Consider the following 25,372-nt stretch of genomic DNA (forward strand, 5'->3'; position numbering starts at 1 on the left):
AGGAAGCGTGCCTACGCTCGCCGCCCGGAATGGCGCATTCTGCCATATTCAACAAGGCAAAGGGCAATAATTGCACGCACCATTCGCGAGCGCCGACACCGCCCATGCACCATTACGGGGCGGCGCGATGGCGAATATCGATGGAGCGCAACCATGGGTCATCTGACGTGATTCTGGCGCACTTGTGCACCAGGTCGGCAAGCTCGTCGGAAGACATTCCGCTCTCGACCAGCATCTCCACATCCACCCGGCCGTCGAGATAGTGCAACACGACCGGGCTTTGCAAGGGTGCCGCACTACCCAAACGCTGGGCCAAGCGCTCCAGCAGCCGGTCACGACTGGGCAAATGGATATTGGGCTTGGCTTTCGAGTCATCCTCCGGATCGATGTGCACCATGACATCCATCACATGATGGTTGCGCAGCACCCGCTGGCGAGCCGTTTCAGCGATATAGTGCCCCTCCGATACGCTGATCCTCGGGCCGACGATGACATGCGCATCCACCAGCGCATGATCAGCCATCTTGCGAGTGCGCAACTCATGCAGACTGAGTACGCCCGGGGTGTCCAGCAAGGTTTGGCGAATGGCAGCGACCTCCTCCTCGTCCAATCCGGTATCAATCAACTCGGCCAGGGCCTCGCGCGCCAACTTTCCACCCATGTGGGCGATCATCACCCCCACCACCGCTGCGGCAAGCAGATCGAGAAAGGCGAATCCGAGCAAGTTGCCACCGATACCTGCGACTACGACCAACGACGAAGCCGCATCCGAGCGGGCATGCCAGGCATTGGCCACCAACATCTGTGAGCGCACCCGCTTAGCCACCGCCAGCATGTAACGGAACATGCCCTCCTTGGCCGCCAGGGCCACCAGGGCCACCCAGAAAGTCAATGGATGCACTACCTGAACCTGCGCGGGGTGTTGCAGTCGCATCGCAGCCGCCACCAGCAAGGCAACGCCTAGAGCGGCAAGTAATGCCCCCAGAATAAGGGTGGCTGCGGTTTCGATGCGGGCATGGCCGTACGGATGATTAGCATCTGCATGACGATTTCCCTGACGGTTGGCATAGAGCACCAACACATCCGAAAGTAGGTCAGACAAAGAGTGCAGCCCATCCGCCATCAGAGACTGGGATCGGCCAAAATACCCGGCGACGATCTGGAGTATCGTAAGCAACAGATTGATGATGATGCTCACCCAAGTACTTTTCCGGGCGGCGGCAAAACGCTCCGGATGTTTGGGTTCAAACTCTTGGGCGGCTCCCTGGGTGTGATTTTTCATTCGGGATGGGGTAGTATTCTGCGTCGGGCGCAGAATACCACTTGTATCACCATCATTGAATACGGATCGCACTCCCATGGGAAATATCACCGAGATTTTGCAAACTGCGCAGCAGCGCGCTCAGGAAATGGGGCTACCGTATCAAGGTGCACTAACCCCCGTCGAGACTTACGAGCTAATGAACTCCGCCCCCGAAGCCAAACTCGTCGATGTCCGCACCAGCGCGGAAAGGATCTGGGTCGGTCAAGTGCCCGGTGCAGTGGAGATGGAGTGGATGAGCTACCCCTCCATGAAGCTGAACCCGCACTTTCTCTCCCAATTAGAACAGGAAGTTTCCAAGGAAGCTCTGGTCCTGTTCATTTGTCGTAGCGGACAGCGCTCCCATCATGCCGCCATCGCGGCCACCAAGGCAGGCTACAGCAACTGCTTCAATGTCCTGGAAGGCTTCGAGGGCGACCTGAGTGACGAAGGCCATCGAAGTGTACTGAATGGTTGGAGAGCCCACGGTTTGCCGTGGGAACAAACCTAGTCGTTGCCGATCAGGGCGATGGCTATTCTCCTGTCGGAACATATCTAATGTTTTTGGCATATTTTCAATCATAATCTGGACAACTCACCCTCATTTGCGGCAAACTTCGCACATGAAGAATGTTCTCGTCCTGCATGGCCCAAACCTGAACCTGCTTGGCAGCCGCGAGCCCGGAGTGTACGGACGCGTCACGTTGAGCGAAATTGACCAAAATTTGGCTCAACTGGCCCAAAAGGCTGGTGCGCGCATCACCTCCTTCCAGAGTAACGCCGAAGCTGCTCTGATTGATCGCATCCACACTGCCAGACTGGACGGCACCGACTTCATCGTCATCAACCCTGCGGCATTCACGCACACTAGCGTCGCCTTGCGCGACGCACTGGCTGCGGTGGCCATCCCCTTCATCGAGGTTCATCTGTCTAATGTGTTTGCTCGCGAAGCTTTCCGCCACGAATCCTATTTCTCGGACATCGCGGTTGGAGTCATCAGCGGCTTGGGCGCAATGGGCTATGAACTGGCCGTGCAATACGCACTGCAACAACCCTAGGAGTCAATTATGGATTTACGCAAACTGAAAGCATTGGTCGATCTGGTCGAAGGTTCCGGCATCGCCGAACTGGAGATCTCGGAAGGCGAAGAGCGTGTGCGCATCACCCGCACGGTCGCGACCAGCCACCAGATGTACTCCGCTCCGCAACCTGTGGTCGCCGCTCCGGTACAAGTCACTGCTACTGTTGCGGCAGAGCCCCCCCAGGCAGCCACACCGGAAGGTCATATAGTCAAGTCACCCATGGTCGGTACCTTCTACCGCTCTCCGTCCCCTGGTGCGAAGTCTTTTGTCGACATCGGGCAAAGTGTCAATGCTGGAGACACCTTGTGCATCATCGAAGCGATGAAGCTGCTCAACGAAATCGACTCTGACAAGGGCGGCGTGGTCAAGGCCATCCTGGTCGAGAACGGCCAGCCAGTGGAGTATGGTCAACCCTTGTTCGTCATTGGTTAAATCATGTTCGAGAAAACTCCCGCCCTTCAGGCTGCCGATGATGGCTCGCAAGGGAGCGTGCTGAAACGCACGATCCTGCGAGCCACGACCAAGACCGAGCCCATCCAGATGTTCGACAAGATCCTGATCGCCAACCGGGGTGAGATCGCACTGCGCATTCAGCGCGCCTGCCGCGAGATGGGAATCAAGACCGTTGCCGTCCACTCCGAGGCGGATGCCGATGCCAAGTACGTCAAGCTGGCCGATGAGTCGGTATGTATCGGCCCGGCACCTTCCGGACAAAGCTATCTCAGCGTTCCGGCCATTATCAGTGCGGCTGAGGTTACTGACGCACAGGCGATTCATCCCGGTTACGGCTTTCTTTCCGAGAATGCCGACTTCGCAGAGCGTGTCGAAAAGAGTGGCTTTGTGTTCATCGGCCCGCGCGCTGAGACTATCCGCCTGATGGGAGACAAGGTTTCCGCCAAGAACGCGATGAAGAAAGCCGGCGTTCCTTGCGTCCCCGGTGTCGATGGGGCCCTGCCGGACGATCCGGCAGAGATCATCAAGATCGCCCGCAGCATCGGCTACCCGGTCATCATCAAGGCCGCTGGCGGCGGCGGTGGGCGAGGTATGCGCGTGGTACATACCGAGGCGGCATTGCTGAACGCGGTGACCATGACTCGTACCGAAGCCCAGTCCGCGTTCAACAACCCCATGGTCTACATGGAAAAGTTTCTGGAGAACCCGCGCCACATCGAGATCCAGATTCTGGCCGACCAGCACGGTAACGCCGTCTATCTGGGAGAGCGCGACTGCTCCATGCAACGCCGCCACCAGAAGATCATCGAGGAGGCTCCGGCACCTTTGCTCAACCCCAGGCTGAGGAACAAGATCGGTGAGCGCTGCGCCGAGGCCTGCCGCAAGATCGGGTATCGGGGGGCCGGAACGTTCGAGTTCCTGTACGAGAACGGTGAGTTTTACTTCATTGAAATGAACACTCGCGTCCAGGTGGAACATCCGGTCAGCGAAATGATCACCGGGGTCGATATCGTCCAGCAGCAGATCCGCATCGCCGCTGGTGAGAAACTCAGCTTTCGCCAAAAAGACATCGAGTTCCGTGGCCATGCCATCGAGTGCCGTATCAACGCCGAGCATCCCTACAAGTTCATCCCGTCGCCGGGCCGGATCACTACTTGGCACGTTCCCGGCGGCCCGGGTATCCGCGTCGATTCCCATGTATATGCGAACTATTTCGTTCCGCCACACTACGATTCGATGATTGGCAAGCTGATCGCTTACGGCGACACCCGCGAGCAGGCCTTGGCGAGGATGCGCACGGCATTGTCCGAAATGGCTGTTGAGGGCATCGACACCAACATCGCCCTGCACCAAGAGCTGATGCGCGATGCGGCATTTATTCGCGGCGGCACCAACATCCATTATCTGGAGCACAAGCTGGCCGAGAAGTCGAAGAGCAAATAATGGCCTGGCAGACACTGACGGTCCATGCCGATGCCAGCTATGCTGAGTCACTCAGTGAGGCGTTGCTCGACCATGGCGCCATGTCGGTGGAGTTGCTCGATGCCGATGCAGATACGCCAGACGAGCAGGCCATCTTCGGCGAGCCGGGTGAGCCGTCCGCTTCGATTTGGCAGCACAATCTGGTCTCCGCATTATTCGACAGCACCGATGCGGCAGAGTCAGCCCTGCTAGGTGCTTGCTCAGCCATCGGCTTGAGCACTCGACCCAGCTTCACACTTACCGCCTTGCCAGACAACGACTGGGTCCGCCTGACTCAATCGCAGTTCGACCCGATCCGCATCTCCGAGCGCTTGTGGATCGTGCCGACGTGGCATGCGCCCACGGATGGCACCGCAATCAACATCGCCTTGGATCCAGGCCTGGCCTTCGGCACGGGCAGTCATCCGACCACCCGTTTATGTCTGAGGTGGCTGGATGACCGAATCCGGGGAGGCGAGAGCGTTCTGGATTACGGTTGCGGCTCCGGCATCTTGGCCATCGCCGCACTCAAACTCGGCGCGGCGGATGCCCTCGGTGTGGACGTGGACGCACAAGCGGTCCAGGCCAGTCATGACAATGCCATCGCCAACCATGTGACAGCGACGTTCTCTTTGCCCGATGTCTCGAAACCTTTGGGCCAGTTCGACATCGTCATAGCCAACATCCTGACCAATCCGCTCCGTATTCTGGCCCCACTTCTGGCCGCAGCGGTCAAACCTGAAGGCTACATCGTGCTTTCGGGGATTCTGGAGGCGCAAGCCGCTGAAGTCATTGGAATATATGGCACTTGGTTCGACTTTGAGCCGCCCGAATTCGAAGATGGCTGGTCACGGCTATCCGGTCGCAGGCGTTGAACCACGATGAGCTGGATCACGCAATGCCCACATTGCCACACCCGATTCCGCATACACCAAGCACAACTTGACGCTCGCCATGGCCTGGTATGTTGTGGCCGGTGTCAGCATGCGTTCAACGCACGTGCTCAGTTGCATCCAGCCCCAACGGAACACCCGGCCACGCAGGCAGAAAATAACGCACTGCCACCCGCCCCCACGCTGCCAGATCTGGAGCCGTCACCCGATCTGGCTGGAAACACCACCGCACCAGCGCAGGAAAAATCCGTCACTCAACCCTTGTTTGGCGAGCCCCCACCCTCCTTCCAAATACCGCTCACTGCCCCGGCCGGGGCAAGTCATCGCTTAGGTTGGGGTCTTGGCATAGTCGTCCTGTCCCTGGCTCTGTTGCTCCAACTTGGCCACAGCTCACGAGCCCAGCTCGCAGCCACGATACCCGGACTCGAACCCGCCCTCGTCGGCTATTGTCGCTTGGTGGGTTGCACCATGGAGCTCCCCAGACGCGCAGATCTGTTGCAGCTCGAAGTGTCTAGCCTGGAGGCTTCGGAGGAAAGCGGGATGGAGCTGTCCGCCACGATACGCAACCGTGCGACATTTGCACAGGCGCTGCCGGACTTGCAGCTGGAACTGACCGATCAATCCGACACGGTCATCGCACGGAAAGCCCTGCACCCCGCAGATTATCTGCCTGCGAAGGACAGCGCACAGAAAGGACTGGCGGCGGGAACAACGCTGGAAGTCCGCCTGCCGATCACGATCGAGGGACCTCCTCCAACAGGCTACAAGTTACTGTTGTTCTTTCCGCCTGCATCAGCCAAAGGCTGATGCCATCTTCTTGGCTTGCTCGGCCTGCTCCAGCACCGAGGCGGCGATGCCCTCGGCACGGGCCGGATCTATACCGAATGCGAGCCACTCCTCATCAGATATCGCCGGAGGGACGAATTCCGAAATGCCGAATGCCGGCAGCAGTCTCTCGGCGAGGCTGAGCAGACCGACCAGGGGGTGGCCCGCCGCAGCAGCCACATCTTGTGGCTTGTGGTGGAAACGCAGAACGGCAATCACGCTTTCCGGCAAATCCCAGTGCGTCGCCAACTGCGCCCCTATTTCAGCATGCCCATACTCCAACAAGCCCGCCTCGATCTCCTGCACCGGGGTCTCCGGGGCTGACTTCAGACGATCTTGCAGCTCATCGCTCAATGACGGATTGATATAGTTCAACACTAGGTATCCGATGTCATGCAGCAGGCCGGTCAGAAACACCTCGTCGTCCAGCGGGCGCATGCGGACCGGCATGGCGCGGGTCAGTACCCGCATCGCCAGCGCGACACCCATGCTGTGCAGCCACAAGTCCTGAGTCTTCAACTTACCTGCCGGAGTCTGGGACAGCGTCGACATGACCGCGATGCCGACCGCGACAGACTTGACCCGAGTGATGCCGAGCAACATGGCCGCATCCGAGACCGATGTCACCTTGCGGGATGAGCCGAACATCGGCGTATTGGAGAGCCCGATGATTCTAGCCGACATCTGCGGGTCGGTACCGATAAGTGCGAGCAGACTGCGCTCTCCCTCTTCGGTATCCAAAGGCAGCGCCAATATCCTCTGCACCACACCAGGCATCGCTGGCAACGCCTCTACACCCTTGATCGCAAACTTCAGATCCACCTTATTGCCCTCGCTCATCCCCTGCTCCCAATTCTGAATGTACGCCACACTTCTACGGCTATTGTAATCAAATAACCCGTTTCGTTGGTATGCCCTAATTACCCGATGCCGCTACCAGATAGTCAAAATAGATGCCGGCAAAGACCGCCGCGCCAAACCAGGTGTTGTGGCGGAATGCCCGGAAGCAACCTTCCCGCTGCCTCGACCGGATCAGCGCGTAGTGATAAGACGCAATCCCCGCCGCACCGATCAACCCGATGTGATACGGCACTCCCATGTGGAGCACCTTTCCCACCCACAGCAAGCTCAGGAGCACGCCGGCATAGCACAGCATCACTGCAACCACATCGAACCGCCCAAAGTATAGCGCCGAGGAGTGTATGCCCAAGTGTACATCATCGTCCCTGTCGACCATGGCATATTCCGTGTCGTATGCAATGCACCAGAGCAGGTTCGCGAGCATCAACAGCCACGCGACCATGGGAACGTGGTTCAACTGCGCAGCGAACGACATCGGGATGCCGAAGCCGAATGCAATCCCCAGATATGCCTGCGGCAGAGCGATGAAGCGTTTGGTGAAGGGATAGCTTCCCGCCAGGAACAACGCCGGAACGGTCAGCCACAGGGTCAATGCATTCAGCGGCAGCACCAGGCAAAAAGCGAGAACGGACAAGCCGGTAGCCACCCACAGCGCCTCCCTTGGACTAAGCCTCTGACTGGTGATCGGCCTGTCTTTCGTGCGTTCGACATGCTTGTCGATATGTCGGTCTGCAAAGTCGTTGATGGCACATCCGGCAGACCGCATCAATATCGTTCCGGCAACGAAGATCGCCACTATCGGCCAATCGGGCCGCCCGGCACTGGCGATCCAGAGCGCCCACAACGTGGGCCACAACAACAGGAAGATGCCTATCGGTCGATCCAGCCTACATAGCTGGATATACAGACGCAACTTGGTTTCAGCAACTTCACTCATACCAGGCAAACCCGCCTCCTCAGTAACTTTCATCCCATCCCGCTCCGGTGGTGCACCATGCCTCAAACATGGAGGTAGTTGGCGCGAGCCCCCAACCAACGTGACATGTGTTTCTGTGCCGCATCCGGAGCGTGCTCCAGCATCCGCTCCGCGCATGCCTTGGCAGCCTCCAACAGATCCTGATCCTGCTCGATATCCGCGAAGCGGAGCATGGGAGCGCCACTCTGCGCTATCCCCAGCAACTCCCCTGTGCCACGCAACAGCATGTCCTGCCGCGCCACCTCGAATCCGTCGCTGTTCTCATAGATGATACGCAACCGCTGCCTGGCATCCTCCGACAACGGCTCCTGATACAGCAGTATGCACGTGCCAGACTCCCCACCCCGCCCGACCCTTCCGCGCAACTGATGCAGTTGTGCCAAGCCCATCCTTTCTGCATTCTCTATCACCATCAGGCTGGCATTGGGCACATCGACCCCGACCTCGATCACCGTAGTTGCGACCAGCAACGCGGCCTCTCCCGTCATGAACCTGGTCATGGCCTCGGTCTTCTCGGCACTCTTCATCCGCCCGTGGACCAGTTCGACCCGCAGCCCGGGCAGCTCTTCGACCAAGGTCTGGAACACCTCCGTCACCGCCTGCAATTGCAGGGTGGCCGAACCCTCGATCAGTGGGCAGACCCAGTAAGCTTGCCGACCATTGGCACAGATCTCCCGGACATGATCGACCACTTGATCACGCCGCGCTGCGCGCACCAGCCTGGTGGCCACCGGCTTACGTCCGGGAGGCAGCTCATCGATCGTCGTGACATCGAGGTTCGCAAAATAGCTCATGGAAAGCGTTCTGGGAATGGGCGTAGCACTCAACATCAATTGGTGCGGCATCGTCCCCTTCTGCTGCAGTGCCAGACGCTGATGGACCCCGAACTTCTGTTGCTCGTCGATGATCACCAGCCCCAGACGCTTGAATGCGACCCGCTGCTGGAACAGGGCGTGGGTGCCGATGGCGATCTGGGCTGCGCCCTGATGAATGGATCGCGCGGCCTGCTCCTGCTCTTGTTTAGGCATGGCCCCGGCCAGCCAGGCCAGCTCGATACCCAAAGGCCGTAACCACGCCGAGAGCTTTTGGTAATGCTGCTCGGCCAGCGTCTCGGTAGGTGACATGAATGCCACCTGAAAGCCACTTTCTACCGCCTGCAGCGCCGCCAGCACTGCAATGATGGTCTTGCCGCATCCGACATCCCCCTGCAGCAGTCTCTGCATCGGTACCTCGCGCGCCAAATCTGCCCTGATCGCTGCTATCGCCATCGATTGCGCCGAGGTCAGCGGGAACGGCAGCGCCCCCTCAAGCTGCCGCCCCAAGCTATCCGAATCCATCCGGGGGGCCTTGTGCTGCAGCCTGCTCAGGTAATGCGTGCGCATGGAGAGTTGCTGCGCAAGCAACTCGTCGAACTTCACCCTGCGCCACGCCGGGCATCGCGTGCGTACAACATCCCCCTGTAACTCAGCCGTCTGCGGTCGATGCAGCGCATACAAACTTTCCCGCAAACCTGGCAGGCCCAGCGCATCCAGTGCGGCATCGGGCACCAAGTCAGCGAACGGGAAATCAGCGAGCAGCGCCTGGATCCGCTTGGCGAGGGTACTTGAGCGTATCCCGGCCTTGACCGGATAGATCGGTGTGAGCCCCGCCGCCATCGGCTCTCCCGGTGCCACCTGTCGGCATTTGGGCTGGATCATCTCGCGCCCGGAGTATCCCTGGCGAACGGTACCGAACACCCGCAAACGATTGCCGACGCTCAGCAGTTGCTTATGTCCCGGATAGAAATGCAAAAACCTTAACTGCAAGACTCCCGACCCGCAATCCAGGGTTGCCTTGAGGCTCCTGCGGGGACGCTCCTGCACCCCGGCGGCAAGTACGACACCTTCAACGAGAACGGCGTCTCCCTCGATCACGTCGGAAACGTCCCATAGCCTGGAATGATCTTCATAGCGTATGGGGAAGTGCAACAGCAGATCGAAGTCCGTCTCTATGCCCAGCGTCTTGAGCTTGGCGATGAGCGCCTTGGTGCCTGTCGGGGTCGCCGGACTCAATCTTGGATGTGGATGATGCCGTCAGCCTCGACCAGTGCCCCTCTCGGCAGTTGGGAGACTCCAACCGCAGCCCTGGCAGGATAGGGCTGCGAAAAATATTCGGCCATGATCTCGTTGACCACGGGAAAGTCAGCCAGGTCCGTCAGGTAGACATTGAGCTTCACCACGTCCGCCAACGAGCCGCCTGCCGCTTCCGCCACCGCCCGCAGATTGGAGAACACCTGATGTATCTGTTGCCTCACGCCATCGACAAGCGTCATGGTGTCCGGGTGCAACCCTATCTGCCCCGACAGATAAACCGCATTCCCTACCTTTACCGCCTGCGAATAAGTCCCTATGGCCGCTGGGGCTGCTGCGGTCTGAACGAACACTTTTTCCACCATCTCTCCTCCCGAACAAGTATGACTTTTGATATCGGGCGACATTATACTGAATCGAACCCGATCCACACCGGCGGCTATAGCGGTCGGCTGCAGGGCCCGCCGTGTGGCCGGATGTCACCGCCGGATTACCAATCCTGAGCCACCGGAGTGAGGCAACCCACCTGGAACAACGCCCCATCCTCCAGCCGGACAGCGGACAACGGCCCGCCCCAAAGGCAGCCCGTGTCCAGCGCGATTAGCCCCGGCATCACTCTCAGACCCAGCGCAGACCAATGGCCGACCACAATGGTCGCATCCCGACTGGCTCGGCCAGGCACCTCGAACCACGGCAGATAGCCCGCCGGTATCTGGTGAGTCTCGCCCTTGAACTTGAACTCCATCTCGCCCTGCGGCGTACAGACACGCATCCGCGTAAAGGCATTGGTGATGACGCGCAGCCGCTTGCAGCCGGTCAGTTCATCCGACCAGCCCATCGGCTTGTTGCCGTACATGCAGGACAGGAAGCTGGCGTAGTCGTCGCCGCGCAAGGCTTGCTCCACCTCGTGAGCCAACGCCACTGCCTGCCCGACGGTCCAACTGGGCAACAGTCCGGCATGCACCAGAACGTGCCCTCCTTCTGCATGGAGCAGGCGTTGCCGACGCAACCAGTGCAGCAGCTCGTCACGGTCGGGGGCCCGCAACAGCTCATCCAGCGTATCGCCGCGACTCAGATCCGCCACCCCGGCACCCACCGCCAACAGGTGCAGGTCATGATTGCCCAGCACGGTGATGGCGGCATCACCCAGCGCACGGACGAAGCGCAACACCTCCAGCGACCCCGGCCCGCGATTGACCAGATCGCCCACCAACCAAAGCCGGTCTCTGGCCGGATCGAAATCGATCCGCTCCAGCAGATGCCGGAACTCGTTGTAGCACCCCTGAAGGTCTCCTATCGCGTAAGTTGCCATGGGTTTCCGGTATCAATCCCTGCGCTTGAGTTTCTTGTGGTCATTGTCGGCCTGCCTGACACGCTGCGCCACGGCAAAGGACGAACAACTCATCCGCTGCCAACTGGTAGCGAAACGCCAACTCGCCGGTGGATGCGTCGTTGACCGGCGAGATCACGAAGCCGGAGTCCCATTCTTGAGGCGGCATGACGAGCGGTGCCCGAGGAAAGCGCTGGGCATCGATGTAACTCACTACACTCAGCCCCGCCGACCGGCTGTTGTTGGTGTACAACGGGAAACCGTGGGTCTTTTGCAGAATCTCTTGCCCGACGCGGGCATAGTTCTCGCCGCGATAATGCGTTTGGTAGTACGGGAACAACAGCAATGCGAACAGGAACTTGACGGCGATGAGCGCCGCATACCAGCGCAACGCGAGTGCTTGGCCACGCGCGCCAGTGCGCCAGACGATGCGCGCTGCGGCCAGCGCGATCAAGGGATAGACCGGCAGCAGATAGCGTATGCCACCCTGCGGGGAAAGCCAGTAGGGTGCGATGCACAGCACAGCGATCAGAACGCCTTCCCGGTAGCGCTCCGGGTAGGTCTCCGGGATCGACACGCGCCTGCGCCACAGCAGATATGCGGCGAGCAACACGACCGGAGAGAGCCAGAATGCCGTTTCCAGCGGGTAAGTCAGGAGTCTGAGCAGGTAGTCCAGGCCGCTTTGCGCGGAAAGTTTCCTTGCGATCTCGTCCACCATGGTGGAGCTGTGCCCGCCCACCTGTGGCAAGAGTCTGAACCAGACCATTGGCACGAGGAGTGCCAACGCCATTACGCCCGCGCTTGGCCCACACAGCAAAAAGGTACGCGCTGGTCTGCGAAGCGCGATGACCAGTAGCGCACTGCCGTAAAAGATATACGCGGTGAACGCCTTGGTCAGCATGGCACAGCTGATCAACAGGACCGAAGTGAGCAGCCAGCGCCAGCTGGAATTGATGGTCGCCACCCACAGGGTAGCGATCGCCCCGAAGGTGAAGAAAGCGAAGGTCGGGTCCGTATAAGACAGCCAGCCACGATAGAGCAGCAAATCGGCCATGGAAAGCGCGGAAAGCGCGGCAAACAGGGCAAAGCTCCGGTCTGCAAAGAGTTTTTCGCTCAACCAGTACAGCCAGGCGACACACCCCAGCGTGGCGGCAACGCTTACCAGCCGCGAGGCCACGACGACATGGCTCCAGCCGATCAGCTGCGCGACCGGCATGACCAGCCAGTTCATCAGCGGCGGTCGGTGGTTGTCGGCTCCGTACATCAGCTGCTGTATCCAGTTCTGCTGGTACCACATCTCCATCGAGGTGATGGTATAGATGCCTTCCTCACCAACCAGGTAGAAGAACAGCGTGGGCACGAAGCTGAGCGCACCCAACCATAACAGCCACCCGGTCTGAGTCTTGGGAGCGCGGATCAGCATGTCTGCTGCTTTCTGCCCAGAACGAGGCGGCTGGCCAGGAAAGTGACCGGAATGGTTATCAGGATCACTCCGACCATCGCCAACTCCGGTGACAATCCGATCCGCCCGACCAAAGCCCAGAGCGCCAGAGCGCCCAGGCCGTATTGCAACAGATACACCAGAGGGAACGCCAGGAAGCTGGCCAGGCTGACATCCCGTTTGAACACGAAGCGTACATTGAGGAAGTAGGAGATCACGATACCGATGCAGTACGCCAAGGTGTAGGCAAGCAGATACGGACAGACCGTCAGCAGCAAGCAGTAGATCAGATAGCTCGACAAGGTGTTGACCGCGCCAACCAACAGGAAGCGCAGGAACTCACCATGGATCTGTTTCATCGCGGGCAATGCCATATCAGCGGCGGATCAGAGACTCAAACTCGTTGTAATCCCGGATGTAGTCATCGGCATCATAGTAGTCGGAAGCGAACACCAGAAGCACGGCATCGCTGGAATAGTCATACTGCGTGCCCCACACCATGGGCGGCAGATAGATACCCAGACTAGGCCGATCCAGCAGATATTCCGCACGTTGCTCACCGTCATACACTACGGCCTTGCAGCTGCCTCGAACGCAAACCAGGAACTGCTCGCATCGACGATGCGCGTGCTCTCCACGGATCTCCCGGCTCGGCACATCGAACACCAGAAAGTATCGCTTGGGCTGGAACGGAACCGAGCGCTCGAACTCGCCCACACTCAAAGATCCCCGCATGTCGCCGATCAACGGCAACTCATGCAGCGTCACCCCGTTGACGCTCGAAGCGGTGACGGGATCGGGGCGCGCCTCCGGCTCCGTCCTGTCGCCCGCTCCGTCCTTGGCACCGACGTAGCCGATGATGCGCGCCGGATTGCCCACAGCGATGGCGTTCGGCGGCACCGAGCGAGTGATCACGGCCCCGGCACCCACCATGGCCCCGGCACCGATCTCGGTATTGGCCAGAATGGTCGCATTGGCGCCGATGGAAGCCCCCTGCCGGATCACCGTCCTGGCAAATTGTTTCGGGTAGACCTTGCTTCTGGGGAACAGATCATTGGTGAACGTGGCGTTCGGGCCGATGAATACGTCGTCTTCGACCACGATACCATCCCACAACTGGACGCCGCATTTGACGGTGACCCGGTCACCTATGGTCACATCGTTCTCGATGAACACGTTATCGCAGATGTTGCACGACGTGCCGACCACCGCCCCCGGCAGGATGTGGGCAAACGCCCAGACCCGGGTACCCTCTCCGATATTGGTGGATTCGCAGATCGCCCGTTCATGCACGAAATAGTCCGTCATGGCCTTACTCCATCACTGTTATCGCCGCCACTCAGGCCGCCGTACTTCTGTTCAAGCATGACCACGGCCAAAGGTCGGGCTTTGGTGTTCTCATAAGCCCGCCAGGCGTAGGCACCGATGATGCCTATGCCCAATGAGTTCAGCGCGCCGAAGAAGATCACGGTCAGCACCGTGGCGGCATAGCCGGGTACCGCGATCCCGCCGAACAGCTTGGCCAGCAAAATGACCGAACCCAGGGCCACCGATGCCACGATCCCCAGCACACCGAAAAGGCTCAGGAGGCGGATGGGCAGATCGGTAAACGAGAAGATGCTGTCCAGCAGATAGTTGACCTTCTTCTTTAGCGTCCAGGCGCTTTTCCCGTGCTGCCGCAGCCGCCGCTCGTACGACACCTCGGCTCGCCGGAACCCCAGCCAGAAGATCAAGCCTACCAGCGAGCTGTTGGCCTCGCCGAGCAACAGCAGGCGATCCCGGAACGCGCGATTGCAGCCGAAGACATCCACGCCTTTTTCTGGAATGTCACGGATGACGAACTTCTTGTACAGCCGCCAAAAGACATCGGAGGCGAGTCGCGTCAACAGCGGGTCCTGGCGATTCTCGCGGCACCCGACGACGATGTCGCACTCCCCGGGGAGCAGTTTCTCCAAAAACTGGAGCACCAGCTCCGGAGGCTCTTGCAGGTCAGCCGAGATGACACCGAAATACGTCCCCGTCGCGGCTTGCAGCCCGGTACGGATGGCAGCAAAGGAACCGAAGTTACGCGAGTGCAGCAGTAACTGTGATGCGAAGGGTGCCGTCGGAAGGAGCCGGGCAAGGGTGGCATAACTTTCGTCCGGGCTGCCGTCGACAACGAAAACAACCTCCATGGCGCAAGCAAGATCGCGTTGCGCCGCGCGGGCCACGTCCGCGAGCGCGGCAACCAGTGGTGGCAGCGACTCTTCGTTCCGATAGACCGGGATGACGACGGAGAGCAACTTCACCATGCGTTTATACGACCGATGATCAGGTCGACCTCCGCGTCCGTCAGCTCGGGAAAACAAGGCAAGGTCAACACTTCGCCACACGCCCGGGCTGTCACCGGCAACTCGACATCTGCCGACACGTGACGGCAAGCCACTTGTGCAAAGTCGGGTATGGGGTAGTGGACATCGCTGGGAATGCCCACTTCGGCGAGATGCTGCTTGAGCCGGTCCCGTTCCGATGTTCGGATCACGTACAGGTGCGCGACATTGCTCGCGTCATGGATGCTGGGCACGATTATCTTCGGATGAGCGATGCCATTGGAGTAACGCGCAGCGATCTCCCGGCGGCGCGAGTTCCACTGATCGAGCTGGGGCAGCATGACGCGCAGCACGGCGGCCTGCATCTCATCAAGGCGGCTATTCCGCCCACCGGGAAGTTCGGCATGGTACTTGCCGCTCCATCCGTATTGACGGAACTGCCGCACTTTATCCGCCAACGGCGACTGTGCAGTGACCACCGCCCCGCCATCGCCCAGCGCGCCAAGGTTCTTGGTGGGATAGAAGCTGAAACAGGCGATGTCGCCCCAGGAGCCAGCGCGTCGCCCGTCTTGCGCGGCCCCGTGCGCCTGGGCACAGTCTTCGATGACGGGAACCGCATACTTGCGCGCCACCTCCACCAGCCGCTGCGTATCCGCCATCAGCCCGTAAAGGTGGGTGACGATAAGGGCATCCACGCGCCGACTGGCCAGTATGCGCTCGACCTCGGCAGCATCGATGAGCAGGGTGTCGGGGCGCACTTCTGCATATAACGGGGTAGCTCCGACGGCAAGGATCGCAATCGTGCTGTACATGCCCGCGTTGGCAACGGTCAGCACAGTCTTCCCTGGGCCGATGTCGAGTGCACGCAAGGCCAGCTCAAGCGCATCCGTTCCGTTGGCGACCGACACGCAGTGCGGTACGCCACAGTAATCGGCAAACTCTCGCTCGAACGCCCCCACCTCGGGCCCCAGCACGAACCAGCCACTACTCAGGACGCGCTGGATCGCCATGCTCAACTGCTCCTGAATAGGGTGCACATGCCTGCCCAGGTCATTTATTGATTTCAAATCGAGCATCTTCACCAAAGCCAACCGCCAGCGTTATAAGTTCAGGGTGGTCTTATTTTGCCAGAAAACCGAGGCATCTCGCTGAAAGAGTTCCCGAACTCGTTTTGCTCCTTGAGTATTGCGCCTGCCTGCCCGCGACCGCGCTTCCCCAAACCCTAGCCCGGGGACGGAGGTATGGGTTTCGGGTAAAATGCCGCCATGCTGTTCAACACCTATGCCTTCATCTTCCTGTTTCTGCCTCTGTCCCTGGTAGGTTTCTTCCAACTTGCCAAGTTGAGTCATGCCTGGGCAGCGGGATGGCTGGCAGCCGCCTCCCTGCTTTTCTATGGTTGGTGGAATCCCGTGTATGTCGGGCTGCTGATGGCATCTATTCTGGGCAATTACAGCTTCGGATGGTGGATTGCCAAAGCTCAGGATCAGCGGCGCAGGCATCGCCTGCTGACCCTGGCCATCGTTCTCGACCTGCTGCTATTGGCTTACTTCAAATATGCCAACTTCTTTCTACAAAGCCTGGGCGAGGTAGCAGGCACTCACCTTGGGCTGCAAGAGATCGTCTTGCCGCTGGGCATCTCGTTCTTTACCTTCACCCAGATAGCGTTTCTGGTGGACACGTATCAGGGCAAGGTGAAGGAATTCAACTTCGTACACTACACGCTGTTCGTCACTTACTTCCCACACTTGATCGCCGGCCCGGTCTTGCATCACAAGGAGATGATGCCGCAGTTCTCCCATGCCGCAACCTATCGCTTCAGCTACAAGAACCTTGCGGTCGGTCTTTCCATATTCACCATCGGCCTGTTCAAGAAGGTCCTGCTGGCAGACAACATCGCCTTTTACGTCCCTCTGGCATTCGATGCCCCGGCGGCAGGGGTGCAGCTGACCTTCGTTGAGGCATGGGGCGGTGCCTTGTGTTACGCCCTGCAGTTGTATTTCGACTTTTCAGGCTACTCGGACATGGCGATCGGGATCTCCCGCATGTTCGGGGTGGTCCTGCCGCTGAATTTTCACTCGCCCTACAAGGCGGTGAACATCATCGAGTTCTGGCGACGCTGGCACATGACGCTGTCGCGCTTCCTGCGCGACTATCTGTATTTCCCGCTCGGCGGCAACCGCAAAGGCAAGGCGCGCCGCTACGTCAATCTGGCAGCCACCATGTTGCTCGGCGGACTATGGCACGGCGCGGGCTGGAATTTCGTGATCTGGGGCGGACTGCATGGCATCTACCTGTCCATCAATCACGGTTGGCATGCGCTGCGCCGGACCTTCGGCCAGGACCCTGCCGTAGCCCTGTCCCGCCCCATGCACTTGCTTTCCGGCCTGATTACCTTTCTTGCGGTGACCATCGCGTGGGTGTTCTTCCGTGCCAGCGACTTGCACACGGCAGTCGCCATCTTGGAGAGCATGCTGGGATTCCATGGCATCACCATCCCTGACAACTGGTTCACGCATATCCCGGCACTTTACGCCTGGCTGGATGCCCGCCATGCTTTCGCTCCGGGTAACGGCCTCGCCACGGGCGGGATGATCAACTGGATATGGATATTGCTGCTGATCGTCTGGTTAGGCCCGAACACCCAAACCATCATGCAGAACTTCCGCCCCGCGCTGGATGCACCGCACCTAGCCGCCAGAACTCTGCTGTTGTGGCGCCCCAACTTTTTGGCGGCATTGTTCATCTGGGGGCTGCTCTTTGTCGCCCTGATCAACTTGTCGCAACAATCAACCTTTTTGTATTTCCAATTCTGATGGAGCACAAACGATATCTGCTGTGGTTGTCGCTGCTCTGCAGCCTCACTCTGCTGCCCGCCATCATGCTCAATGTGCTGTTGATTCTGAACGAGGGCGATGTGAAAGCCATGTCGTTCGCCGCCAGCGAGTGGCAGGAGCGCACCCATGGCGTCACTTACACCCCCACCATGGGGAACAACGCCTTGTTCAAGAGACTGCGCCTGAACGACCGCCTGCCCGAGGTAGACACCGTCATCATGGGCTCATCGACGGGGATGCCTATCGATCAGTCGATGCTTCCTGCGGGATGGCATCTCTACAATCTGACGATGAGTGGCAGCCCGCTGAGCTCAAGCATCGCTCAGGCGGAGTACTTGGTGGAGCACGCGCCTAGCATCAAGCATTACATCATCGCGCTGGACTGGGCGCTAGACTCTGTCTATCAGACCTCCGATATTCCCGCATTCGATCTCTCGCGGCCAAATCGGGCCGCGTTGCCCGACACCCCGCGTCCCAAGGTGATGGACACCCTCCTGGAGGCAACTTCTTACCTGCGCATGCAGAAGCTATGGAAGGTACTCACTTACATCGCACACTCCCCTGCGCCTGAAAAGACCGTGCGGGAATACTTCTTTCAAATGGGAAGCGATGAATACACCTGCCCGGACGGAATCACGCTGGGGAAGGACTTTGGCATACATAATCGCGGCTCATGCAATGGTTTCCGTTATGACGGGAGCGCCACCTACTCCGACTACACGCGGGCCGAGAATCCAGGTCAGCTGATATTCAGCGCCCTGTCTTCCGGCTCCAAATATGCCCGCGCCCTGGCTCATACCCAAGGCGCGATAGACCCGGGCCTGTTCGCCCGCCTGGATGCCCTCAGTCAGCGCATTGCGCGCAACGGCGGGGTCTTGATCCTCCATATGCCGCCCCTCTTGCCCGGCCTGGAAAAGGCGTTCACCGCCCGTACGCCCTACTCCGAATATCTCGCCCGGACCAAGAACGAAGTACGCGCCTGGGCCGCTGGCAAGCCAGTTGTGCTGGCCGACTTTGGTCAAAGCGAGAAGTATGGCTGTACTTATGGGGAGTTTCTGGATGAGCACCACGCTACCAGCTCGTGCTACCACAAAGTGTTCGCAAACTTCTGGGGCTCTGCCCGCTTGCCCGACGGAAGATCACTCGCCACGCCAGACCGGCATTGAGCGGCCCGATATCGGCTACTTGTTCTGCGGTGTGGCCTCTTGGGCTTGGTGTTCGACCATAGCCCGCCCCCGCGCATCGAATCCGACCCGGACGCGTTCCCCTGCCTGAAAGGCCCCCTGAAGTTTGACGGCCTGCCTGACCACCATGGGCTCCTGTCGCCCCTCCAGCTTCAGCCAGAGCTCTTGGCCAGCCACCACACCATTGTTCTGTGCGGCATCCCCTGCAGTGGCCCCCGCCACTCCCCCCAGGACTGCCGCAGCGACCGAGCCACGACCGCTACCAATCACCGCCCCGCCGATATTGCCCAAGGTGCCACCGAGAAAATAGCCGGAAGCACCCTGCTCGTCAGGCATGTCGATAGACTTCACCGACTCGACCACGCCGATCTCCGGTCGCGCAGGCCGCGCATTACCGTCCCTTGTCGGCGGCCCGGGTTCGCCCGCACAGGCAGCGAGCATGACGACGAGCATCCACGATGAACGCAATGCGCGCCGTACCATCATCACAAGGTGATACTGGAACCGAAGTGTTTGCGGTAAGCGTCCATCAGTTCGGCGCGGGTTGGGGTGTGGTTCTGGCCGCCACGATGGGCGATCTTGATCGACCCCATCAGCGAGGCCAGGCGACCCGTAGCTTCCCACGACCAACCGCGCTGGATGCCATACAGCAAACCGGCGCGGTAGGCATCGCCACAACCGGTCGGATCGACCACAGCTTCCGGCTTGGGCGTGGGGATGGCGATCTGCTTGCCGTCCGCATAGATGATCGAACCATCCCCACCCAGCGTGACGATCAATGCCTGCACTGAAGCGGCCAGCTCTTCCAGAGTTTTACCGGTCTTGTCCTGCAACAGTTTAGCTTCGTAATCATTGACGGTGACGTAAGTCGCCTGATCGATAAAGCGCAGCAGGTCTTCCCCAGAGAACATCGGCATGCCTTGACCCGGGTCGAACACGAACGGGATGCCCGCCTCGACGAACTGTTCGGCATGCTCCATCATGCCAGTGCGGCCATCCGGCGACACGATGCCCAAAGTCACGCCCTGGGCATCACTCACCTTGTTCTGTTCGGAGAAGCCCATCGCGCCAGGGTGGAAGGCAGTGATCTGGTTATCATCCAAGTCGGTGGTGATGAACGCCTGGCCAGTGAAGCTGTCCGGCACCGGGCGAATGTGCTGCCGGGAGATACCCAGCTTCTCCAGTCGCTTGGCATAGGGACCGAAGTCATCTCCGACGGTAGCCATGATGAGCGGATGGCCGCCCAGCAAACTCAGGTTGTAAGCGATATTGCCCGCGCAGCCGCCGTATTCGCGACGCATGGTGGGCACCAGAAAAGCAACGTTGAGAATGTGTAATTGCTCGGGCAGGATGTGTTTCTTGAAATGGTCGTGAAACACCATGATGGTGTCATAAGCCATGGAGCCGCAAATCAAAGTATTCATGTCAGTTTCCGGTTAGGTTCAAATTCGGGTTAGAGGTAGCTTTCGATAGGTGGGCAGGCACACACCAGATTCTTGTCGCCGTAGACGTTGTCCACGCGGGCGACCGACGGCCAGAATTTGGCATCGCGCACCCAGGGCAGCGGGTAGGCGGCCTGTTCGCGACCATAGGGACGCTCCCAGACATCAGCACAAACACGCTTGGCGGTATGCGGCGCGTGTTTGAGGATGTTGTCCTTCTTATCCACGGTACCCGAGATCACCGCCTCGATCTCGCCACGGATGGCGATCATGGCATCGCAGAAACGGTCCAGCTCGGCCTTGGATTCACTCTCGGTCGGCTCGACCATCAGCGTATCCACCACCGGGAAGGAAGTCGTCGGGGCATGGAAACCGAAGTCCATCAGACGTTTGGCGATATCCGCCACTTCCACACCCAACTTTTTCCACTCGCGGCAGTCGAGGATCATCTCGTGGGCGCAACGACCGCTCGTTCCGCTGTATAGCGTGGCGTAGTGGCCAGCCAGCCGCTCCTTGATGTAGTTGGCATTCAGGATCGCCATCTTGGTGGCTTCGGTCAATCCCGCACCGCCCATCATCTTGATATAGCCGTAAGAGATCAACAGGATCAGGGCACTGCCGTAAGGCGCGGCGGACACGGCATGGATGCCTTGTGTGCCGCCGACCTTCACCACCGAGTGCGAGGGCAGGAACGGGGTTAGATGTTCCGCCACGCCGATGGGGCCGGCACCCGGCCCGCCGCCGCCGTGCGGGATGGCGAAGGTCTTGTGCAGGTTAAGGTGGCAGACATCCGCACCGATGGCGCCGGGGCTGGTCAGGCCGACTTGCGCGTTCATGTTCGCGCCATCCATGTACACCTGGCCGCCGTTGGCGTGGATGATGGCCGTGATGTCGCGGATCGATTCTTCGTACACGCCATGGGTGCTGGGGTACGTCACCATCAGGCAGGACAAGTCATCCTTGTGCTCTTCGGCCTTGGCTCGCAGGTCGTCCACGTCGATGTTGCCGCGCGCATCGCACTTCACCACCACGATGTCCATGCCGCACATGGCGGCGCTGGCCGGGTTGGTGCCGTGAGCCGAGGACGGGATCAACACCACCTTGCGCTGCGCTTCGCCGCGCGAACGGTGATAAGCCTGAATCACCAGCAGGCCGGCGTACTCGCCCTGCGCACCGCTGTTGGGCTGGAAGCTCATTTGGGCGAATCCGGTGATCTCGGACAAGGCCGCATCCAGACCAGCGATCAGTTCCTGGAAGCCCTCCACCTGGTCCTGCGGCACAAAGGGATGCAGGTTGGCGAACTCCGGCCAGGTCAGCGGCAACAGCTCGGTGGCGGCGTTCAGCTTCATGGTGCAGGAGCCCAGCGAGATCATCGAATGGGTCAGCGACAAGTCCTTGTTCTCCAGCCGCTTGATGTAGCGCATCATCTCCGTTTCGGAGTGGTAGGTGTTGAACACCGGATGGCTCAGAATAGAAGATAGGCGCGGAGTGAATACCAACCCCTTTGCTGTCACATCAGCGGCGGTCAATACGGGTGCAGGCTTGCCCGCCGCCTGAGCGAACACCCTGAGGATGGCGTTCAGGTCTGCCACAGAGGTGGTCTGATCCAGCGCAATCGCCAGGCCAACCGCGCTGTAGCGGAAGTTGATGCGTGCCGCATCCGCCAGTGCGTGGATCTTCACGTTGTCGGTATGCAGCAGCTTGATCGTGTCGAAGAACGCGCCGCCGCTGATCTGATAGCCCAGCTTCTTCAGTTCGTCCGCCAATGCCACAGTGGATTGATGCACCTGAGTGGCGATACCGCGCAGCCCGTCCGCGCCGTGATACACGGCGTACATTCCTGCCATGATGGCCAGCAGCGCTTGCGCGGTGCAGATGTTGGAGGTCGCTTTCTCGCGGCGGATATGTTGTTCGCGCGTCTGCAATGCCATGCGCAGCGCCGGGTTGCCATCGGCATCCACCGACACGCCGATGATGCGGCCCGGCATGGAGCGCTTGTGCGCATCGCGGCAGGCGAAATAAGCGGCATGCGGGCCGCCATAACCCATGGGCACGCCGAAGCGCTGCGTAGAGCCGACCACTACGTCCGCGCCCCATTCGCCGGGAGGGGGCAGCAGCACCAGGCTGAGGATGTCCGCTGCTACGGCGATGGACATGCCGTGCGCCTTGGCGCGCTGCACAAAGTCAGCGTAGTCATGCACTGTGCCGGTCGCTGTCGGATATTGCAGCAGCGCGCCATAGATGCTGTCGTTCATCGTCAGCGTGTTGAAGTCGCCGATGACCAGCTCGATACCCAACGGCTTGGCGCGAGTCTTCAACAGCTCGATGGTCTGCGGAAAACATTCGTTCGACACGAAGAAGCTGTTCTTGTCAGCGGCATCGCGCGGACGCAGGCCGTGCAGCATGGTCATCGCTTCGGCGGCAGCCGTGGCCTCATCCAGCAAGGAGGCGTTGGCGACCTCCATGCCGGTCAAGTCGCACACCATGGTCTGGAAATTCAGCAGCGCCTCCAGTCGCCCCTGCGCGATCTCGGCCTGATAGGGCGTGTACGCCGTGTACCAGCCCGGGTTTTCCAGAATGTTGCGCTGAATGACCGACGGCACGATGGTGTCGTAGTAGCCCAGCCCGAGGTAGCTCTTGTATAGCTTGTTCTTGGCGGCGATGCCGCGCAGGTGCTGGAGATAAGCGTATTCGGACAAGCCTTCCGGCAGATTCAGCGGTTGTTGCAGACGGATGGCAGCAGGTACGGTCTGTTCGATCAGCTCATCGAGATTGGACGCATTGACAGTACGCAGCATAGCTGCGATCTCCTGCGCGGAAGGGCCGTTATGGCGATGGACGAATTGGTCGGACATGGCAGTCACTTTCTGGTGAAAAGGGAGGTACGCTGTGGCAGAGAAGAAGAGCGGGAGAAGGGTGACGTGCTAGGCGCACCTAGACGATCCCTCTCCGCCTTTGAGCACCAAAGGTGCGATCACTTTACTCTTCTCTATCGTTAGTGCGATTCGCTGTCGACGTGCAGCTGATACGCATCCGCCTCCATCAGCGCATCCACATCGCTCATGTTGTCCGGCTTCATCTTGAACATCCAGGCAGCGTAAGCATCTTCGTTGATGGCTTCCGGCGCACCGTCCAGATCGCCGTTCACGGCAGTCACTTCGCCTGCCACGGGGGCGTACACGTCAGCAGCAGCCTTGACCGACTCCACTACGGCACACTCTTCCTTGGCCTTCAGCTTGCGGCCTACGGCAGGTGTTTCGACGAACACCATGTCGCCCAGCAACTCCTGGGCGTGGTCGGTGATGCCGACCGTCACGGTGCCGTCAGCCTCGACGCGCACCCATTCGTGGGATTCGGTGTATTTCAGGTTGGATGGGTTGCTCATTTTTATCTCCTTCGTTAGTCGTTAGACGTAAGACGCGAGACGTAAGTTGTCCTGACAACTTACGTCTTACGTCTACAAACAGCTTTTTCCATTGCGGGCGAACGGGTACTTCACTACTTGTGCAGCCAGCATCTTATCGCGGATGGCGACTTGCACGGTGTCGCCGATTTGCACACCGTTCGGCACGCGCGCCAAGGCGATGGATTTTTCCAACGTGGGCGAGAAAGAGCCGCTGGTGATCTCGCCGTCGCCCTGCGGGGTGACGACCTTCTGATGGCCGCGCAGCACGCCGCGATCGAGCAGCACCAGGCCGATCAGCTTCTGCGTCGGCGGCTTGGCCAGCAAGGCGGCCTTGCCGATGAAATCGCGCTCACTCTTCAGGTCCACCGTCCAGGCCAGACCGGATTCCAGTGGGCCGACGGTCTCGTCCATGTCCTGACCGTAAAGGTTCATGCCGGCTTCCAACCGCAGGGTGTCGCGCGCGCCGAGACCGATGGGCTTCACGCCGACCTTGTTCAGCGCATACCAGAACGCTTCGACCTTTTCCTTGGGCAGCATCACCTCGAAACCGTCTTCGCCAGTGTAGCCGGTGCGGGCGACGAAATATTCGCCACAATCGGCGGCCTGGAAATTCACCAGCCCTTCAGTCACCGCCTGAGTCTGCGGCAGCACTTCCCATACCTTGGCGCGGGCGTTGGGGCCCTGAATGGCCACCATGGCGAGATCGTCGCGGGAGGTGATGGTCAGGTTGGGGGCGTGAACCGCAGCTTGTTCCTTCATCCATGCGATGTCCTTGTCCGCCGTGCCTGCGTTGACCACGATGCGGAACCAGGATTCGGTCATGAAATAGATGATGAGATCATCGATCACGCCGCCGTTGGGACGCAGCATGGCCGAATACAGCGCCTTGCCGGGAACGGTGATCTTGTCGGCGTTGTTAGCCAGCAGATAGCGCAAAAAGGCGCGAACGCCCTCGCCCTTCGCATCCACCACGCGCATGTGGCAAACGTCAAACATGCCGCAGTCGTTGCGCACCTGATGGTGCTCCTCGATCTGCGAGCCGTAGTTGACTGGCATGTCCCAGCCGCCGAAATCCACCATCTTCGCGCCCATGGCACGGTGGGCTGCATTGAGGGGCGTTGTCTTGAGCGTCATCGTTTCTTTCCCTGAATTAAAAAAGGCGCAGCACGAATTCGCGCTGCGCCCCATCTGTCCTTGGTACCTGAGAGATTTCGGCTGCTGCCGGGTGCCCCTTCGGTGGTCTACTTTTAGTTGGGGGACGTAAGACGTAAGTTGTTAGTTAAAGGCAAAACCGCGCAGCGGACAAAGCCAACTAAAAACTTACGTCTTACGTCTCACGTCTAAACTGACACTCTCCAGATTTGCCTGTACCAATAGTCCTTGGGCCTGAGCGGTTACGGGTGTTACGCCTTCGGCGGTGCTTGTCAGCACACTCTCCCATCGGTCTTAACGGCAGGCGCGACTATACCGTAAGCACCATACCTCGGCAACTTGCCGCCAATACAG

General features: G+C 59.7%; 24 protein-coding genes and 1 riboswitch. Of the genes, 8 read left to right on the forward strand and 16 right to left on the reverse strand.

Annotated features, from left to right (window positions below; all coding sequences use genetic code 11):
• Positions 1-112: 112 nt before the first annotated feature.
• Complete coding sequence (locus DM08_RS03530) at positions 113-1,282, reverse strand: cation diffusion facilitator family transporter (protein ID WP_035383239.1); 1,170 nt, start codon at positions 1,280-1,282, stop codon at positions 113-115.
• 76 nt (positions 1,283-1,358) lie between these two features.
• On the opposite strand from DM08_RS03530, the gene DM08_RS03535 reads away from it, so the two are divergent.
• From DM08_RS03535 to DM08_RS12480, 6 genes are all read left to right on the forward strand, one after another.
• Positions 1,359-1,811 carry a rhodanese-like domain-containing protein gene (locus DM08_RS03535; protein ID WP_035383240.1) on the forward strand — a complete coding sequence of 151 codons (453 nt, stop codon included), beginning with the start codon at positions 1,359-1,361 and terminating at the stop codon, positions 1,809-1,811.
• 112 nt (positions 1,812-1,923) lie between these two features.
• Positions 1,924-2,358, forward strand: a complete 435-nt coding sequence (gene aroQ / locus DM08_RS03540) for a type II 3-dehydroquinate dehydratase (protein WP_035383241.1) — start codon at positions 1,924-1,926, stop codon at positions 2,356-2,358.
• Between the two features lie 9 nt (positions 2,359-2,367).
• Entirely contained in the window at positions 2,368-2,814 is a 447-nt protein-coding gene (accB, locus tag DM08_RS03545) for an acetyl-CoA carboxylase biotin carboxyl carrier protein (protein ID WP_035383242.1), read from the forward strand.
• Positions 2,815-2,922: 108 nt separating this feature from the next.
• Complete coding sequence (gene accC / locus DM08_RS03550) at positions 2,923-4,278, forward strand: acetyl-CoA carboxylase biotin carboxylase subunit (protein WP_035383415.1); 1,356 nt, start codon at positions 2,923-2,925, stop codon at positions 4,276-4,278.
• A complete protein-coding gene (prmA, locus tag DM08_RS03555) occupies positions 4,278-5,171 on the forward strand; it encodes a 50S ribosomal protein L11 methyltransferase (protein ID WP_035383243.1) in 894 nt (297 codons plus the stop codon). Before accC ends, prmA begins: the two co-directional genes overlap by 1 nt.
• Positions 5,172-5,177: 6 nt before the next feature.
• Positions 5,178-5,996, forward strand: a complete 819-nt coding sequence (locus tag DM08_RS12480) for a DUF3426 domain-containing protein (RefSeq protein WP_081908752.1) — start codon at positions 5,178-5,180, stop codon at positions 5,994-5,996.
• On the opposite strand, the gene DM08_RS03565 is transcribed toward DM08_RS12480, so the two are convergent.
• From DM08_RS03565 to DM08_RS03610, 10 genes are all read right to left on the reverse strand, one after another.
• Positions 5,982-6,854, reverse strand: a complete 873-nt coding sequence (locus DM08_RS03565; protein ID WP_035383245.1) for an HDOD domain-containing protein — start codon at positions 6,852-6,854, stop codon at positions 5,982-5,984. The genes DM08_RS12480 and DM08_RS03565 overlap by 15 nt on opposite strands.
• A gap of 76 nt (positions 6,855-6,930) precedes the next feature.
• Entirely contained in the window at positions 6,931-7,845 is a 915-nt protein-coding gene (ubiA, locus tag DM08_RS03570) for a 4-hydroxybenzoate octaprenyltransferase (RefSeq protein ID WP_237560209.1), read from the reverse strand.
• Between the two features lie 29 nt (positions 7,846-7,874).
• Entirely contained in the window at positions 7,875-9,902 is a 2,028-nt protein-coding gene (recG, locus tag DM08_RS03575) for an ATP-dependent DNA helicase RecG (protein ID WP_035383246.1), read from the reverse strand.
• Positions 9,899-10,285, reverse strand: coding sequence for a RidA family protein (locus DM08_RS03580; protein WP_088177590.1), 387 nt, complete (start codon positions 10,283-10,285; stop codon positions 9,899-9,901). The genes recG and DM08_RS03580 overlap by 4 nt, the downstream gene beginning before the upstream one ends.
• A 125-nt stretch (positions 10,286-10,410) precedes the next feature.
• Entirely contained in the window at positions 10,411-11,232 is an 822-nt protein-coding gene (locus DM08_RS03585; protein ID WP_035383247.1) for a symmetrical bis(5'-nucleosyl)-tetraphosphatase, read from the reverse strand.
• 40 nt (positions 11,233-11,272) lie between these two features.
• Entirely contained in the window at positions 11,273-12,673 is a 1,401-nt protein-coding gene (locus tag DM08_RS03590; RefSeq protein ID WP_035383248.1) for an ArnT family glycosyltransferase, read from the reverse strand.
• The gene (locus DM08_RS03595; RefSeq protein WP_035383418.1) at positions 12,667-13,050 is read right to left on the reverse strand and encodes a GtrA family protein; all 384 of its coding nucleotides are present in this window, start codon (positions 13,048-13,050) and stop codon (positions 12,667-12,669) included. The genes DM08_RS03590 and DM08_RS03595 overlap by 7 nt, the downstream gene beginning before the upstream one ends.
• A gap of 16 nt (positions 13,051-13,066) precedes the next feature.
• A complete protein-coding gene (locus DM08_RS03600) occupies positions 13,067-13,999 on the reverse strand; it encodes a WxcM-like domain-containing protein (RefSeq protein ID WP_035383249.1) in 933 nt (310 codons plus the stop codon).
• Entirely contained in the window at positions 13,996-14,982 is a 987-nt protein-coding gene (locus DM08_RS03605) for a glycosyltransferase family 2 protein (RefSeq protein WP_051937777.1), read from the reverse strand. The genes DM08_RS03600 and DM08_RS03605 overlap by 4 nt, the downstream gene beginning before the upstream one ends.
• On the reverse strand, positions 14,976-16,076 hold the full coding sequence (locus tag DM08_RS03610; protein ID WP_035383420.1) for a DegT/DnrJ/EryC1/StrS family aminotransferase: 1,101 nt from the start codon (positions 16,074-16,076) through the stop codon (positions 14,976-14,978). Before DM08_RS03610 ends, DM08_RS03605 begins: the two co-directional genes overlap by 7 nt.
• A 189-nt stretch (positions 16,077-16,265) precedes the next feature.
• On the opposite strand from DM08_RS03610, the gene DM08_RS03615 reads away from it, so the two are divergent.
• Both DM08_RS03615 and DM08_RS03620 read left to right on the forward strand, forming a co-directional pair.
• Complete coding sequence (locus DM08_RS03615; RefSeq protein ID WP_035383250.1) at positions 16,266-17,813, forward strand: MBOAT family O-acyltransferase; 1,548 nt, start codon at positions 16,266-16,268, stop codon at positions 17,811-17,813.
• Complete coding sequence (locus DM08_RS03620; protein WP_035383251.1) at positions 17,813-19,000, forward strand: hypothetical protein; 1,188 nt, start codon at positions 17,813-17,815, stop codon at positions 18,998-19,000. The genes DM08_RS03615 and DM08_RS03620 overlap by 1 nt, the downstream gene beginning before the upstream one ends.
• A 15-nt stretch (positions 19,001-19,015) precedes the next feature.
• On the opposite strand, the gene DM08_RS03625 is transcribed toward DM08_RS03620, so the two are convergent.
• From DM08_RS03625 to gcvT, 5 genes are all read right to left on the reverse strand, one after another.
• Entirely contained in the window at positions 19,016-19,504 is a 489-nt protein-coding gene (locus tag DM08_RS03625) for an outer membrane lipoprotein (protein ID WP_152555771.1), read from the reverse strand.
• A complete protein-coding gene (locus DM08_RS03630) occupies positions 19,504-20,442 on the reverse strand; it encodes a carbohydrate kinase family protein (RefSeq protein ID WP_035383252.1) in 939 nt (312 codons plus the stop codon). Before DM08_RS03630 ends, DM08_RS03625 begins: the two co-directional genes overlap by 1 nt.
• A 29-nt stretch (positions 20,443-20,471) precedes the next feature.
• The gene (gene gcvP / locus DM08_RS03635) at positions 20,472-23,315 is read right to left on the reverse strand and encodes an aminomethyl-transferring glycine dehydrogenase (protein WP_035383253.1); all 2,844 of its coding nucleotides are present in this window, start codon (positions 23,313-23,315) and stop codon (positions 20,472-20,474) included.
• 140 nt (positions 23,316-23,455) lie between these two features.
• Positions 23,456-23,845 carry a glycine cleavage system protein GcvH gene (gcvH, locus tag DM08_RS03640; protein ID WP_035383254.1) on the reverse strand — a complete coding sequence of 130 codons (390 nt, stop codon included), beginning with the start codon at positions 23,843-23,845 and terminating at the stop codon, positions 23,456-23,458.
• Positions 23,846-23,917: 72 nt separating this feature from the next.
• On the reverse strand, positions 23,918-25,000 hold the full coding sequence (gene gcvT / locus DM08_RS03645) for a glycine cleavage system aminomethyltransferase GcvT (protein WP_035383255.1): 1,083 nt from the start codon (positions 24,998-25,000) through the stop codon (positions 23,918-23,920).
• A gap of 230 nt (positions 25,001-25,230) precedes the next feature.
• A riboswitch (glycine riboswitch) is annotated at positions 25,231-25,316 on the reverse strand.
• Positions 25,317-25,372: the final 56 nt, after the last annotated feature.

This window comes from Ferriphaselus sp. R-1 (assembly GCF_000746095.1).
Lineage (GTDB): Bacteria > Pseudomonadota > Gammaproteobacteria > Burkholderiales > Gallionellaceae > Ferriphaselus.

Bases quoted from the DNA above. Each gene is read 5' to 3' on its own strand.
- DM08_RS03580 (WP_088177590.1), bottom strand. From the start codon at position 10,285: ATGGTGGAAAAAGTGTTCGTTCAGACCGCAGCAGCCCCAGCGGCCATA.
- DM08_RS03615 (WP_035383250.1), top strand. From the start codon at position 16,266: ATGCTGTTCAACACCTATGCCTTCATCTTCCTGTTTCTGCCTCTGTCC.
- accB (WP_035383242.1), top strand. From the start codon at position 2,368: ATGGATTTACGCAAACTGAAAGCATTGGTCGATCTGGTCGAAGGTTCC.
- prmA (WP_035383243.1), top strand. From the start codon at position 4,278: ATGGCCTGGCAGACACTGACGGTCCATGCCGATGCCAGCTATGCTGAG.
- DM08_RS03625 (WP_152555771.1), bottom strand. From the start codon at position 19,504: ATGATGGTACGGCGCGCATTGCGTTCATCGTGGATGCTCGTCGTCATG.
- DM08_RS03590 (WP_035383248.1), bottom strand. From the start codon at position 12,673: ATGCTGATCCGCGCTCCCAAGACTCAGACCGGGTGGCTGTTATGGTTG.
- gcvH (WP_035383254.1), bottom strand. From the start codon at position 23,845: ATGAGCAACCCATCCAACCTGAAATACACCGAATCCCACGAATGGGTG.
- DM08_RS03620 (WP_035383251.1), top strand. From the start codon at position 17,813: ATGGAGCACAAACGATATCTGCTGTGGTTGTCGCTGCTCTGCAGCCTC.
- ubiA (WP_237560209.1), bottom strand. From the start codon at position 7,845: ATGAAAGTTACTGAGGAGGCGGGTTTGCCTGGTATGAGTGAAGTTGCT.
- accC (WP_035383415.1), top strand. From the start codon at position 2,923: ATGTTCGACAAGATCCTGATCGCCAACCGGGGTGAGATCGCACTGCGC.
- gcvP (WP_035383253.1), bottom strand. From the start codon at position 23,315: ATGTCCGACCAATTCGTCCATCGCCATAACGGCCCTTCCGCGCAGGAG.
- DM08_RS03585 (WP_035383247.1), bottom strand. From the start codon at position 11,232: ATGGCAACTTACGCGATAGGAGACCTTCAGGGGTGCTACAACGAGTTC.
- DM08_RS03630 (WP_035383252.1), bottom strand. From the start codon at position 20,442: ATGAATACTTTGATTTGCGGCTCCATGGCTTATGACACCATCATGGTG.
- DM08_RS03600 (WP_035383249.1), bottom strand. From the start codon at position 13,999: ATGACGGACTATTTCGTGCATGAACGGGCGATCTGCGAATCCACCAAT.
- gcvT (WP_035383255.1), bottom strand. From the start codon at position 25,000: ATGACGCTCAAGACAACGCCCCTCAATGCAGCCCACCGTGCCATGGGC.
- DM08_RS03530 (WP_035383239.1), bottom strand. From the start codon at position 1,282: ATGAAAAATCACACCCAGGGAGCCGCCCAAGAGTTTGAACCCAAACAT.
- DM08_RS03605 (WP_051937777.1), bottom strand. From the start codon at position 14,982: ATGGTGAAGTTGCTCTCCGTCGTCATCCCGGTCTATCGGAACGAAGAG.
- aroQ (WP_035383241.1), top strand. From the start codon at position 1,924: ATGAAGAATGTTCTCGTCCTGCATGGCCCAAACCTGAACCTGCTTGGC.
- DM08_RS12480 (WP_081908752.1), top strand. From the start codon at position 5,178: ATGAGCTGGATCACGCAATGCCCACATTGCCACACCCGATTCCGCATA.
- DM08_RS03610 (WP_035383420.1), bottom strand. From the start codon at position 16,076: ATGCTCGATTTGAAATCAATAAATGACCTGGGCAGGCATGTGCACCCT.
- DM08_RS03565 (WP_035383245.1), bottom strand. From the start codon at position 6,854: ATGAGCGAGGGCAATAAGGTGGATCTGAAGTTTGCGATCAAGGGTGTA.
- DM08_RS03535 (WP_035383240.1), top strand. From the start codon at position 1,359: ATGGGAAATATCACCGAGATTTTGCAAACTGCGCAGCAGCGCGCTCAG.
- DM08_RS03595 (WP_035383418.1), bottom strand. From the start codon at position 13,050: ATGAAACAGATCCATGGTGAGTTCCTGCGCTTCCTGTTGGTTGGCGCG.